The sequence below is a fragment of the Pseudomonas sp. R1-15 genome (assembly GCF_051132085.1).
Taxonomy (GTDB): Bacteria; Pseudomonadota; Gammaproteobacteria; order Pseudomonadales; family Pseudomonadaceae; genus Aquipseudomonas.
Map to the genome: position 1 here is coordinate 2,588,780 of NZ_CP071660.1, position 13,460 is coordinate 2,602,239.

Annotated in this window: 8 protein-coding genes and 1 pseudogene; 7 read left to right on the forward strand and 2 right to left on the reverse strand. The window is 63.0% G+C overall.

Going from position 1 to position 13,460, the window contains the following annotated elements; genetic code table 11:
• Positions 1-160: 160 nt before the first annotated feature.
• The 3 genes from J3P97_RS11875 to fabF are packed head-to-tail and all read left to right on the forward strand — an operon-like array spanning position 161 to position 5,612.
• A complete protein-coding gene (locus J3P97_RS11875; protein ID WP_434674240.1) occupies positions 161-1,270 on the forward strand; it encodes an efflux RND transporter periplasmic adaptor subunit in 1,110 nt (369 codons plus the stop codon).
• Entirely contained in the window at positions 1,267-4,329 is a 3,063-nt protein-coding gene (locus J3P97_RS11880; protein ID WP_434674241.1) for an efflux RND transporter permease subunit, read from the forward strand. Before J3P97_RS11875 ends, J3P97_RS11880 begins: the two co-directional genes overlap by 4 nt.
• Positions 4,326-5,612 (forward strand): beta-ketoacyl-ACP synthase II, encoded by a 1,287-nt coding sequence (fabF, locus tag J3P97_RS11885; protein WP_434604605.1) that lies wholly within the window; start codon positions 4,326-4,328, stop codon positions 5,610-5,612. Before J3P97_RS11880 ends, fabF begins: the two co-directional genes overlap by 4 nt.
• Before the next feature lie 7 nt (positions 5,613-5,619).
• Here the strand turns inward: fabF and J3P97_RS11890 are convergent.
• Positions 5,620-6,832: pseudogene (locus J3P97_RS11890) on the reverse strand (multidrug effflux MFS transporter).
• 193 nt (positions 6,833-7,025) lie between these two features.
• The gene (locus J3P97_RS11895; protein WP_434674242.1) at positions 7,026-9,239 is read right to left on the reverse strand and encodes a TonB-dependent siderophore receptor; all 2,214 of its coding nucleotides are present in this window, start codon (positions 9,237-9,239) and stop codon (positions 7,026-7,028) included.
• A 290-nt stretch (positions 9,240-9,529) separates the two neighbouring features.
• Between J3P97_RS11895 and J3P97_RS11900 the strand changes: the two genes are divergently transcribed.
• Genes J3P97_RS11900 through J3P97_RS11915 form a run of 4 tightly spaced genes read left to right on the forward strand, consistent with a single transcriptional unit; the run spans position 9,530 to position 13,353 of the window.
• Complete coding sequence (locus J3P97_RS11900; RefSeq protein ID WP_434604609.1) at positions 9,530-10,333, forward strand: ABC transporter ATP-binding protein; 804 nt, start codon at positions 9,530-9,532, stop codon at positions 10,331-10,333.
• Positions 10,330-11,313 carry a FecCD family ABC transporter permease gene (locus tag J3P97_RS11905; RefSeq protein WP_434568700.1) on the forward strand — a complete coding sequence of 328 codons (984 nt, stop codon included), beginning with the start codon at positions 10,330-10,332 and terminating at the stop codon, positions 11,311-11,313. Before J3P97_RS11900 ends, J3P97_RS11905 begins: the two co-directional genes overlap by 4 nt.
• On the forward strand, positions 11,310-12,359 hold the full coding sequence (locus J3P97_RS11910; protein WP_434604611.1) for a FecCD family ABC transporter permease: 1,050 nt from the start codon (positions 11,310-11,312) through the stop codon (positions 12,357-12,359). The genes J3P97_RS11905 and J3P97_RS11910 overlap by 4 nt, the downstream gene beginning before the upstream one ends.
• Before the next feature lie 55 nt (positions 12,360-12,414).
• Positions 12,415-13,353 (forward strand): ABC transporter substrate-binding protein, encoded by a 939-nt coding sequence (locus J3P97_RS11915; protein WP_434674243.1) that lies wholly within the window; start codon positions 12,415-12,417, stop codon positions 13,351-13,353.
• Positions 13,354-13,460: the final 107 nt, after the last annotated feature.

Genomic DNA, 13,460 nt, shown 5'->3' on the forward strand with positions numbered 1-13,460 from the left:
TCATCTTGTTCGCAGCGGTTTTTATCTCGTCGTTTAGGCCAGAACGTACAGTGCTCAGAAGAAGGGCGTCCGATCAATTGGTGTTGTAGTGACGATTGACAGAAATGGTCACAAGCATTGAGAATGCGCCTTCCATCCTAGCGTTCAAGTAAGGGACCCTATGCTCCGGCGCCGACCTGTCACCATTGCCGCTTGCTTGTTGCCGCTCGTTCTGACGGCGTGCGGTGAGCCCTCCACCACCAAGGATCCGCGCACGCTGGCGCCGTTGGTGCGGGTGTCCGAGGTATCGGCGGCGTCCGATACCTCGCGCGCCTTCACCGGCGTGGTGACCGCCCGCGTCCAGAGCGATTTGGGTTTCCGGGTTTCCGGCAAGGTGCTCGAACGTCTGGTCGACACTGGCCAGACCGTCAAGCGGGGCCAGCCACTCATGCGCCTTGATCCCATCGATCTCGGCTTGCAGGCACGCGCGCAGCAGGAGGCCGTCGCCGCGGCCCGGGCCCGGGCCCGGCAGACCGCGGATGACGAGGCGCGGTATCGCGACCTGGTCGCTGCGGGCGCTATTTCCGCCTCGGGCTACGACCAGATCAAGGCCGCCGCCGACACCGCGAAAGCGCAACTCAGCGCCGCCCAGGCGCAGGCTGACGTAGCGCGCAATGCCTCCGGTTATGCGGTGCTGCTGGCCGACGCCGATGGCGTGGTGATGGAGACCCTGGCCGAGCCCGGACAAGTCGTCACCCCTGGCCAAATCGTCGTGCGACTGGCGCGTGCAGGCCAGCGCGAAGCCGCTGTGCAGTTGCCCGAGACCCTGCGGCCCGGCCCCGGCGCAACCGCGCAGGCGAGGCTTTATGGCAACGCCGCCGCGACGGTTAACGCCAAGCTCAGGTGGCTGTCGGATTCCGCCGATCGGGTGACACGCACCTTCGAGGCACGTTATGTGTTGGAGGGCGCGCTGGCCAATGCCCCGCTGGGTTCGACAGTGATGCTGCGCATCAGTCCGGGCACCCGGTCGGGGCAGGCGCTGCAAGTGCCGATCGCCGCGCTGCACGACTCGGGCAAAGGTGCCGGCGTCTGGGTGATCGCCGGTGAACCGGCAAAAGTTTCCTGGCGTCCGCTCCAGCTACTGGGCCTGAGCGACGACACTGCGCAAGTCTCGGGCGAGCTGAAAGTCGGCGAGCGGATCGTCGCACTGGGCGCGCATCTGCTACGCGAGGGTGAAGAGGTGAGGCTGGCTCAACCGGGCGATGTGAAGGTTGCGGAGAATCGTCCATGAGCTTCAATCTCTCGGCGCTCGCCGTTCGCGAGCGCTCGATCACGGTGTTCCTGTTGTTCCTGATTGCTGTCGCGGGTGTCCTGGCGTTCTTCCAGCTGGGCCGCGCGGAAGATCCGCCGTTCACCGTCAAGCAACTTACCGTCATCACCGCCTGGCCAGGGGCGACGGCCCAGGAGATGCAGGACCAGGTCGCCGAGCCGCTGGAAAAACGCCTGCAGGAATTGAAGTGGTACGACCGCACGGAAACCTATACGCGCCCGGGGCTCGCGTTCACCATGGTGTCGCTGGTCGACCGCACGCCGCCTTCCCAGGTTCAGGAGGAGTTCTACCAGGCGCGCAAGAAGCTCGCCGACGAAGCCATCAAGCTACCGGCCGGTGTCATCGGGCCGATGGTCAACGACGAGTTTTCCGACGTGACCTTTGCGCTGTTCGCCCTGAAAGCCAAAGGCGAGCCGCAGCGATTGCTGGTGCGTGACGCCGAGGCGTTGCGCCAACGGCTGCTGCACGTGCCGGGTGTAAAAAAGGTCAACATCATTGGCGAGCAGGCCGAACGGATTTTCGTGTCCTTTTCCCATGATCGGTTGGCGACCCTGGGGGTTTCGCCGCAGGAAATCTTTGCCGCCCTCAACGGCCAGAACATGCTCACGCCAGCAGGGTCGATCGAAACCGTCGGGCCGCAGGTCTTCCTGCGCCTGGACGGCGCCTTCGACAAGTTGCAGAAGATTCGCGATACACCGGTGGTGGTACAAGGTCGCTCGCTGAAGCTGTCGGACGTGGCGACCGTCGAGCGCGGCTACGAAGACCCGGCCACATTCCTGGTGCGCAACGGCGGCGAAGAAGCGCTGTTGCTGGGCGTGATCATGCGCGAGGGCTGGAACGGCCTCGACCTGGGCAAAGCGCTGGATGTGGAAACCAGCAATATCAATGCGGGCATGCCACTGGGCATGACGCTGACCAAGGTCACCGACCAATCGGTGAATATCGACTCGGCCGTCGGCGAGTTCATGGTCAAGTTCTTCGTCGCGCTGCTGGTGGTGATGCTTGTCTGCTTCCTGAGCATGGGCTGGCGCGTCGGGGTGGTGGTCGCAGCAGCGGTGCCGCTGACCCTGGCGGTGGTGTTCGTGGTCATGGCCGCCACCGGCAAGAACTTCGACCGCATTACCTTGGGGTCGCTGATCCTGGCGCTCGGGCTGCTGGTGGATGACGCCATCATCGCCATTGAAATGATGGTGGTGAAGATGGAGGAGGGCTACGACCGGATCAAGGCCTCCGCCTATGCCTGGAGCCACACGGCCGCGCCGATGCTTTCCGGCACCCTGGTGACCGCCATCGGCTTCATGCCCAATGGCTTCGCCCAATCGACCGCCGGCGAGTACACCAGCAACATGTTCTGGATCGTCGGCATTGCGCTGATCGCTTCCTGGGTGGTCGCGGTGGCGTTCACGCCGTACCTGGGTGTCAAGCTGCTGCCCGACATCAAGCAGGTCGAGGGTGGTCACGCGGCCATCTACAACACCCGCCATTACAACCGCTTCCGCCAGATACTGAGCCGTGTCATCGCACGCAAGTGGTGGGTGGCCGGGACGGTGATCGCAACGTTCTTCGTAGCGATTGTGGGCATGGGCCTGGTGAAGAAGCAGTTCTTCCCGACCTCGGACCGCCCAGAGGTGCTGGTGGAAGTGCAGATGCCTTATGGCACCTCCATCGAGCAGACCAGCGCCACCACCGCGAAGGTCGAAGCCTGGCTGCAACAGCAGGAAGAGGCGAAGATCGTCACCGCCTATATCGGTCAAGGCGCGCCGCGTTTCTACCTGGCGATGGCGCCGGAGCTCCCCGACCCGTCCTTCGCCAAGATCGTGGTCCTGACCGACAGCCAGGAGGCGCGCGAAGCCCTCAAGTTCCGTCTGCGTGAAGCGGTCGCCGAAGGGCTTGCCCCAGAGGCGCGGGTGCGGGTGACCCAGCTGGTGTTTGGCCCTTACTCGCCGTTCCCCGTGGCCTATCGGGTGATGGGGCCGGATCCGGCGAAACTGCGCGAGATCGCCAGCCAGGTTGAGGGCATCATGCAGGCAAGCCCACTGATGAGGACCGTCAACACCGATTGGGGGCCGCTGGCGCCGACGCTGCATTTCAACCTCGACCAGGACCGCTTGCAGGCGGTGGGGCTGACGTCCAGCGCAGTCGCCCAGCAACTGCAGTTCCTGCTCACGGGCGTGCCGATCACGGCGGTCCGCGAGGACATCCGCTCGGTGCAGGTGGTCGGCCGCGCTGCCGGCGATATCCGCCTCGACCCCGCAAAAATAGAGGGCTTTACCCTGGTGGGCGCGACGGGCCAGCGGATTCCGCTGTCCCAGGTGGGCGAAGTCGATGTGCGCATGGAGGACCCGATCCTGCGCCGACGTGATCGCACGCCGACCATGACCGTGCGCGGCGACATCGCCGAAGGCCTGCAACCTCCGGATGTCTCCAGCGCAATCATCAAGCAACTGCAACCGGTGATCGACAGATTGCCCAGCGGCTACCGTATCGAGCAGGCGGGCGCGATCGAGGAGTCGGGCAAGGCCGGTAAGGCCATCGTGCCGCTGGTGCCGATCATGGTCGCCATGACGCTGCTGATCATCATCCTGCAAGTGCGTTCGGTCTCGGCGATGATCATGGTCTTCCTTACCGCACCGCTGGGCTTGATTGGCGTGGTGCCGACGCTGCTGATCTTCAATCAGCCGTTCGGCATCAATGCGCTGGTCGGGCTGATCGCGCTGTCGGGCATCCTGATGCGCAATACGTTGATCCTGATCGGGCAGATCCATCACAACGCCAATGAAGGCCTCGATCCGTTCCACGCGGTGATCGAAGCCACGGTGCAGCGAGCCAGGCCGGTGCTGCTCACGGCGCTGGCGGCGATCCTGGCGTTCATTCCGCTGACCCATTCGGTGTTCTGGGGAACGCTGGCCTACACCCTGATCGGTGGCACGTTCGTCGGCACCATCATGACGCTGGTATTCCTGCCGGCGATGTATTCCATCTGGTTCAAGATCCGTCCCGAGACGAAGAGGGCAGCATGAAAAATCACCAAGGTCTGAAACGAATCGTCGTCACCGGTGTGGGCATGGTCGGGCCGCTGGGTTGCGTCGTGGATGAGGTGTGGCAGCGATTGCTGGCCGGGCATTCCGGCATTCGCAATCTGTCCGCCGACGTCACCGAAGGCACCGGCGTCGCGGTGGGTGGGCAAGTGCCGACCCTTGAAGAGGACGGCATTGCCGGTTACGACCCGGAGCGCCTCATCGCGCCCAAGGATCGCAAGAAGATGGACCGCTTCATCGAGTTCGCCCTGGTGGCGGCTCACGAAGCCCTGGAGCAGGCCGGCTGGCATCCCGTCGAGGCCATCGATCAGGAGCGGACCGCCACGATCATTTCCTCGGGCGTGGGTGGTTTCGCCACGATTGCCGATGCCGTGCGCACCACGGACAGTCGTGGCCCGCGTCGTCTGTCGCCGTTCACCGCGCCGGCTTTCCTGGCCAACATGGCGGCCGGGCAGGTGTCGATCCGGCATGCGTTCAAAGGGCCGCTGGGCGCACCCGTCACGGCTTGCGCCGCCGGCGTACAGGCCATCGGCGACGCGGCCAGGCTGATCAGGAGTGGCGAGGCGGACATTGCCATCTGCGGTGGTACCGAGGCGGCGATAGACCGCGTGACACTGGGCTGTTTCGCGGCAGCTCGCGCGCTGTCTACCGGGTTCGCCGAGCGCCCGCAAGAGGCCTCGCGGCCGTTTGATCGTGATCGCGACGGTTTTGTCATGGCCGAAGGCGCCGGTTTGCTGGTGATCGAGTCGCTGGAGCATGCGTTGGCACGTGGCGCCAAGCCCCTGGCTGAGCTGGTCGGTTATGGCACCAGTGCCGATGCCTATCACCTGACCGCAGGGCCGGAGGACGGCAACGGTGCTCGCCGCGCCATGGAGCAAGCCTTGCGCCAAGCCGGTATCAGCCCCGCCGAGGTGCAGCACATCAATGCTCACGCGACCTCCACTCAGGTTGGCGACGCAGGTGAGCTGGCAGCGATTCGCGCGGTGTTCGGCGTGGACTCCGGTGTGGCGATCACCTCGACAAAATCCGCCACCGGGCATCTGTTGGGCGCCGCCGGAGGCATCGAAGCCATTTTCACCGTGCTCGCGCTTCGTGATCAGATCGTGCCGCCGACGCTGAACCTGCTTCATCCGGATGAGGCAGCCAGCGGGCTCGATCTGGTTGGGCTGACGTCGCGGAAGATGCCGATCACCCACGCCCTGTCGAATGGGTTCGGCTTTGGTGGCGTCAACGCCAGCGTGCTGTTCCGTCGCTGGGAAGACTGACGTCGGCTCAGCGGCGCAAGAAGAACAGCAGCAGCGCGATCAGGCAGGTCAGCGCCTGGATCGCGCCCAGCGTGGTGATGGGCGAAAAGCTCAATACGGGCCAGCCAAGTGGTCAGCGCCGCCGCGCCCATGGACAAGAATCCCAGCAACGCCGAGGCCATGCCGGCCTCCTTGCCGAAAGGCCCCATGGTGATGGCGGTGCCCAGCGGGTTCGCCAGGCCCATGCCCCAGAGAAACGTCACCATCGAGACGGCATACCAGCCCAGGCCTGGGTCAGCCGGCCCGACCACGAGCAGGCCACCGCCGAGCATGGCGCAGGCAATGCCCAGCAAGGCGATGGTGCGCGTGCCGTAGCGGTGCGCCAGGCGCGGGGCTGCCATGCCGGCGGCGAACACGACGAACACCGTCGAGGCGAAATACAGGCCGGCTTGCACTGACGTCAGGCCGATGCCTTTCATCAGGATCGCCGGGGCGGCCGCGAAAGAAGCGAACAAGCCGCTCAGCAGCAGGCTCATCGACAGGGCGGGGAGGATAAAGCGCTTGTCCGCCATCAGCCTTGCGTAAGCGCGCACGACGCTGCCGGTGGAGTGCGGCGCCCGGCGATTGGCGGGATGGGTTTCACCAAGATCACGAACATAAAAAAACGCCAGCACCACGGCGGCCAATCCCACCAGGATGAAGATGGCGCGCCAGCCGAGCGTGACGGTCAGGAGGCTGCCGGCCAGCGGTGAAAAACCCGGCGCGGCGGCGGTGGCGACCATCGTCAACGACAGGGCGCGGGCCAACGTCTCGCCTTCGAACAGATCCCGAGCGATGGCGCGCGACAGCACCGAGGCAGCGCACACGCCCAATGCCTGGACGATGCGCCCGGCGATCATGACATCGAGCGTGGTGGCGAGCCCTGCGATGACGGTCCCGACCATGAACACCGACAATCCGCCCAGCACCAGCTTCTTGCGCCCATAACGATCGGCCAGCGGCCCGACCACCAACTGGCCCAGGGCAAAGGTGACGAAGTAGCTGGAGAGCGTCAGGCCCAGTTCGCGGGCGGTCACGCCCAAGTCATCGCCAATGACCGGGAACGCGGGGAGGATGATGTTGGTGGAGAGCATGCCGATCGCCGCGAGGCCTGCGAGCAGGGCCACGACTCGACCGGTCAGGGCTGGACGCGATGCCTCTGGCTGCGCTTGCGCAATCGCTGATGCACTTCCAGTTTCCATGGATCAACCCTCTTGGCCGGTTATTGTCTGTCTTATGATGATCGTAATATGACGATCGACATCTGATGCGTCAAGTCAAAAGAGAGTTCAGAGTGGCGGGTGCGATGAAGGGGGGGCAGCGGGCTTGAAAAGGTTTTCGTTCAGCGCGAAATGGCTCGGTCGGCGCTTGTCGGCGCCGACCGAGCCAGGGGTTTTACCAGCGGAAGTTGACGGAGGTCACCAGCTCGCGCTCGTCGCCGTAGCGGCAGATGGCTGCTTCGCAGTAAACGTATTTCTTGTTTGTCACGTTGTTCGCATTGAGGGAGACGTCCCAGTTCTTGTCGATCTGGTAGCTGGCCATGGCATCGAACAGGGTGTAGGCGGGCAATTGTGAATCGATGCCCGACGCCTGTGTGGTGCCTTTGTAGCGCGCGCCGCCGCCCACCTTCAGCTGTGGCACGCCGAAGAGCGCGAAGTTGTAGTCAGCCCACAGCGCGGCCTGGTGGTAAGGCGTATCTTCGCTGCGCTGGCCGACTTCGCTCTGGATTACGCTTTTGGTGATGCGTGAATCGGTGTAGGCATACGTCGCGATGACTGTCAGTTGAGGCGTGACGTCGCTCTTGGCTTCCAGTTCGAGGCCACGGGAGCGCTGTTCGCCGATCTGCTGCGGGTTGTTACCGGCGAGGTCGCGCTTGACGACGTTTTCCTGGGTCAGCTCATAAACCGCTGCGCTCAACAGCGTATTGCTGCCAGGAGGCTGGTAGCGGATACCGATTTCATACTGCTTGCCTTCGGTCGGCTCGAACGTCTGGCCAGGAGCATCGGCAACCGCTACCGGGAAGAACGATTCGCTGTAGCTGATGTAAGGGGCCAAGCCGTTATCGGCCTCGTACACCAAGCCGGCGCGCCAGGTGGTGGATTCGTCGTCCTGGCTCAGCTTCTGGCCGGTGGCGAAGCCTTCCTGGTCCTGGTCGGCCCAGTCATGGCGACCGCCCAACAGCAGCAGCCAGTGATCATCGAACTTGATCTGGTCTTGCAGGTAGATGCCGGTCTGGAAGGTATCGATCTGCGAACCACGGTCACGGTTCCGGCGCTTGTCTACAACAACTGGCTGGCCGTAGTTGTAGTCACCGATATTGATCGATGTCGAGTTGGCGCGGAAATTGTGCGAGTCATACGACGCATCATAAGTATCCGCGCCGACGAGGAAGGTGTTTTCAATACCGCCAATGTTCCAGCGCGTCTCGATGTTGGTGTCGCTGGCCAGTGCCCGGGAACGCTCGCGCCGGTCACTGTACTGACGACGAAGGACGCCGGTATTGGCTGCTCCGTTGATGGCTGCCGTGCTGGTCTGTGCCTGCATGTATTTCCACTTCACATCCGCTTCGTAGTAACGGAGTTTGTTGCTGATACGGGTGTGCTCATCGAAGCGGTGTTCGAACTCATAACCGATGGCGGACATCTCGCCATTCATGTCGTCGTAATCGGGCTCGCCGATGAAATCGTGGCGGCCGATGGTGACCGGCCCGTTGCCCACGCCCTTGACCAATTGATAGGGCAGCGGGGCGGAGAAACGGGTGTCGCTCTTCTGATAGAACGAGAGCAGGGTCAGCGACGTATCTTCATTGGGGCGCCAGGTCAGGGCCGGGGCGATGTAGAGCTTGTCGTCGTTGATGTAGTCCTGCTGGGTGTCGCTGTCGCGCTTGAGCATGGTCAAGCGGTAGCTGAGGACTTCGCTGTCGCCGAGCGGCCCGCTGAAGTCGGCGGTCAGTTGTTTGCGGTCATGGTTGCCGTATTGCATGCCCAGCTCGTGCTGTGGGGTTTCGGTCGGGCGTTTGCTCACGCCGTTGACGAAGCCACCGGGCGACAGTTGGCCGTACAACACCGAAGCCGCGCCGCGCACGACCTCCACGCGTTCCAGACCATAGGGTTCCTGCACACCGTCGTAAGAGTTGTACTGCAAGCGCATGCCGTCGCGTAGCGAACCGCCCGTGGCGGATTCGACGTCGAATCCGCGCATGCGGAACCGGTCGGAGGTGCGGTTGAAGCTGCTTGGCTGGCTGGTGAAACCCGGGGTATAGCTCAGGGCATCTGCCAGAGTGTCGGACTTGCGATCACGCATTTCATCGGCGGTCACCACGGAAACCGATTGCGGCGTTTCGGTGATGGCTGCGTTGGATTTGGTGGCGCTGCCGTTACGCAAGGCGACTTTGCCGGCCAGCGGCGCCGTCGGGTTTTCCACCGCGGCGGCGTTGATGTTGATTTCGCCGAGTTGAAGAGGGGCCTTGTCGGCGGCCTCTTCTTGAGCGGCCATCGCCTGTGCTGAAAAAATGCTCCCCAAAGCCAGTGCCAGCGTGCTCAGGTGAAACGCAGGATGACGCGAGACGTAACGTTTTTCGGTGCCAACTATTGTTTTTCTGACGAGCATCGAGGAAGTCCTTGGGGTTGTTTTTGTCTTCGCAGGCCTGCTGTCCCGGTCCAGCGGCATCGGGCAGACGAACGAGGTTAGTGTCTACTGGCCATAATCTGACTGTGAATGATAAGGGTTTGCATTAATATTGTCAGGCTTATAGCGAAATTATTTTGGTTTCGACATATTCTGTGCCCCACTTTTTTGGCCCTTGGTGGATTTCCCTGTGTTGTCAGGGGGAAATGATCCGGGAGGATCTGTACGATGGACGAAACGATCAGGCCCTCTAGGGCGTTGGAGGGACGGTCATGCTGAAAGCCAGCAACGTGCGGCTGAGCTATGGCGAGCAACAGATTCTCAACGGTGTCAGCCTGGATATTCCCGAAGGTTGTTTCACCGCGTTGATCGGGGCCAACGGCTGCGGCAAGACCACGCTGCTTAATGTACTGGCGCATATGTTGCGGCCGAGCGCGGGTGACGTGCACCTGGGCGGAAAATCGTTGGGACAGTATTCTCGCCGCGCATTGGCGCAACGAATGGCGTTGTTGCCCCAGCGCACCACGTCGCCGGCCGGCATGAGCGTGCGGGAGCTGGTGATGCAGGGGCGCTTCCCCTGGCAGAGCTGGTGGCGCCAATGGTCCGACCAGGACCAGCAGGCGATTGATCGCGCCATCGACCTGGCGGGTATCGGGCCTTTGCTGGATCGCTCGCTGGCCACCCTGTCGGGCGGGCAGTTGCAGCGCTGCTGGATTGCCATGACCCTGGCCCAGGACACTCCGGTGATCCTGCTGGACGAACCGACGACCTTTCTCGACATCGCGCACCAGATCACATTGCTCGAATTGCTGGTGGATCTGCGTGAGCAAGGCAAGACCATCGTGGCGGTGCTGCACGACCTCAACCAGGCCGCGCGTTACGCCGATCACCTGGTGATGATGCGCGAGGGTCGGTTGCTGGCCCAGGGCGCGCCTGCCGAGGTGTTCACCCGGGAAAACCTCAAGGCGGTCTTTGACCTGGACGCGCACATCATTACCGACCCTTATTCCGGCGATCCGTTATGTGTCCCGCAAACCACCCGTAGCCAGCCGTCGGCTGTGCGGGAGGCGATGTGATCCACGGTTTGCGCTTGCCGGTGTGGCTGGGCCTGCTGATTGCGATTGCCCTGGCCGCGCTGCTGCATCTGGCGGTGGGCGCCAAGAGCATCCCCTGGAGCGAGGCGTGGCAGGCCTTGGTCGCCTATTCGCCAGACAGCCCCGACCAGAGCGTCATTCGTGGCAGCCGCCTGCCACGCCTGCTGGTGGCCATGCTGGTGGGCGCGAGTCTCGGTCTGGCCGGTGCGATCATGCAGGCGGTGGGCGACAACCCATTGGCCGACCCGGGGATCCTCGGCATCAACAGCGGCGCGGCATTGTTCGTCGTGTTCGGCTTGCTGGTGCTACCGGGCCACGATCTGTCGATGATCCCGCTGTTTGCTTTCAGCGGCGCCCTGGTCGCCGCCGTTGGTGTTCTGCTGCTGGCGGGCAGGGGCCACAACCCGATTCGACTGACGTTGTCCGGGGCGATGATCGCGGCGTTGTTCAGTGCTATCACTTCGATTTTACTGTTGCTTGATCAGCAGGGGCTGGACAGCCTGCGGCGCTGGCTCACCGGCTCGATCGGGGTGACCGGAGGCTCGATGCAGGCGTGGGTCTGGCCGTATGCCGTGTTGGGCATGTTCCTCTGCCTGGTCAACGTCCGCGCGTTGAACGCGCATCGGCTGGGTCCGCAGGCCGCCGCCGGCATGGGCGTCAACCTGTTGAAGATGCGTCTGTTCGGCCTGGCTTCGGTGGTTCTGCTGTCAGGCTGCGCCGTGGCCCTGGCGGGGCCGATCGGTTTTGTCGGGCTGGTGGTGCCTCACACCGCGCGCCTGTTGTTCGGCGATGACTACCGTCGGTTGCTGCTGGCCGCGCCCTTGCTTGGCGCACTGCTGCTGATCCTGGCGGACATCGCCGCGAGGACCGTGGTGCGTCCCTTCGAGCTCAATACCGGGATCGTCACGGCGCTGATCGGCGGGCCGATCTTCGTGGTTCTGGTGTTGAGGAAAGTCCGATGATGCGCTTGGGGCTGACCCTGCCCAGAATGCTGCCGTTGCTGCCCTGGGTGGCCCGGCCGATCGACCTGATTTCGGTGCTGGTGTTGCTGCTTGCCTTGGTTGCGTTGGCCCTGTACGCACTGACGGTCGGCAGTTATTCACTGGATGTTGCCCAGGCCTGGCAAGCGCTGGCAGCCCCTGACCAGGCCAACCCGACGACGCGTAATCTGCTGTGGGAGTTGCGCCTGCCGCGGGTCTTGCTGGCGATCCTCGCCGGGGCGGCGATGTCGCTGGCCGGCCTGTTGATGCAATCGTTGACGCGCAATCCCCTGGCGGCGCCGGGCCTGGTAGGCGTGGAGTCGGGCGCCAGCGTCACCATGTTGTTGATCATCGTGCTCTGGCCCACGCTGCTGCCGCTGGAGCTGTATCCGTTGGCGGCACTGACCGGTGGGCTGGCCGTGGCGTTCTTCGTCGCGTTGCTGTCGTGGCGCCAGGGCATCTCGCCGCTGCGCCTGATCCTCGTCGGCGTCGGGCTGACCGCCATGCTCAGTGCGGTTGCCGACCTGCTCATCACATACGGCAATATCGACCAGGTGGAGTCAGCCTTGATGTGGCTGGGCGGCAGCTTGCATCGGGCCGGCTGGGCCCAGGTCCATAGTCTCGCCGCCTGGTTGCTGCTGGCGGGGGCGCCGCTGCTGTTTTTTCATCGCCAGTTGAACCTGTTGCAGTTGGGTGAAAAAGTCGCCCTCAGCCGAGGCCTGAATGTGACGGGTGTCATGGCCTTCCTGTTGCTTTGCAGCGTCATGCTGACGGCGGCAGCGGTGGCGAATGTCGGCACCATGACCTTTGTCGGCCTGGTGGCCCCGCACCTGGCGCGCCAACTGGCGGGTGATCGCCACGGCGCCCTGATGCCTTTATCCGCGTTGACGGGGGCGCTGCTGGTGCTGGCGGGCGACACACTGGGGCGGGGGCTTTTCCCACCGTTGCAGTTACCGGCAGGGCTGGTGGTCGCGATCATCGGGGCGCCTTATCTGATCGTCTTGTTGGCGCGTCAACGGAGTCGCTGAGAACACAGCGACGCTCATATTGAAGTTATCTGGAGGCAAGCGCGTGCGGGGAAGGGTGAAGGGAGTATTCCAAGGGTTGCTCGGCATGCTGTGTGTGTCGTTGGCATTGCTGTCCATGCCTGCTGGCGCGGCTGAAACCAAGGTGTTCGAGAACAGTTTCGGCCGGGTTGAAGTGCCCGTTTCGCCGCGTTGCATCGTGTCTTTGCATGATTTCAGCCTGACCACCCAGTTGCTGGAGTTGGGTATCAAGCCCTGCGGCTCGACAGGGCGCAAAAAGCTGTTTTCGGATGTGCTGTTTCGTGGCGCGCAGGAGCGCTTCGATGTGGCGGGCATTCAATACATCGGCTCGCACCAGTCGCCTGACCTCGAAGCCATTGCGGCGTTGAAGCCTGACCTGATCATCGGCCTGTCCTATCACGCCGACCTCAAGGACAAGCTCAGCAAGATCGCCCCGGTCGTTCTGTTGCCGTCGCGAGAGAGCGATATCAAGACCTACGCCAAGGAACTCGCCGACCTGGTCGGCAAGCAACAGCGCTATGAAGAAATGCTTCGCGAATACCAATGGGTGGTCAGCGAGTTCAAGAAGCGCGTCAAGGACCCTGCGCGCATCACTGTCACCACGCTGGAAGTCTATACCGATGGTTTCCAGTTGATCGGCCGTGGCGGGATGGATGACGTTATCGCTGATTTCGGGCTGGGGCGTGTCGCCGCGTATCGTGAGGCGCGGCAGAATGTGCCCTACAGCCTGGAGCGAATCGGTGACTTCGACAGTGATTTCATTATCGACACCTATGAGGAGCTGCTCGATTCGGAAACCAGCACCGCAGCTTTCCGCCAGTCCCCTCAATGGCGGAACCTGTTCGCCGTGAAGAACCGTCAGTTTCTCTACCTGAACCGCAGTCGTTATGCCGATACGATGCAAGGCCTGCTGGGGTCCGCTTACCTGCTGATGTCCCATATCGCTGAGCGCGAGAGTGTGCTCCAGGGCAAGTGAATCGTAGCAGCTGTCATACTATCGTCATTAATGACAATCATTCTCTATTGCGGTTGTTACTCGTTTGTATTAGTTTGTGCTCTCGAAAAATACGCTCATCGGAATGG

What these genes read in the sequence shown, in the direction of transcription:
- J3P97_RS11900 (WP_434604609.1), top strand. Translation starts at nt 9,530, where the DNA reads ATGCTGAAAGCCAGCAACGTGCGGCTGAGCTATGGCGAGCAACAGATT.
- J3P97_RS11875 (WP_434674240.1), top strand. Translation starts at nt 161, where the DNA reads ATGCTCCGGCGCCGACCTGTCACCATTGCCGCTTGCTTGTTGCCGCTC.
- J3P97_RS11910 (WP_434604611.1), top strand. Translation starts at nt 11,310, where the DNA reads ATGATGCGCTTGGGGCTGACCCTGCCCAGAATGCTGCCGTTGCTGCCC.
- J3P97_RS11895 (WP_434674242.1), bottom strand. Translation starts at nt 9,239, where the DNA reads ATGCTCGTCAGAAAAACAATAGTTGGCACCGAAAAACGTTACGTCTCG.
- J3P97_RS11880 (WP_434674241.1), top strand. Translation starts at nt 1,267, where the DNA reads ATGAGCTTCAATCTCTCGGCGCTCGCCGTTCGCGAGCGCTCGATCACG.
- fabF (WP_434604605.1), top strand. Translation starts at nt 4,326, where the DNA reads ATGAAAAATCACCAAGGTCTGAAACGAATCGTCGTCACCGGTGTGGGC.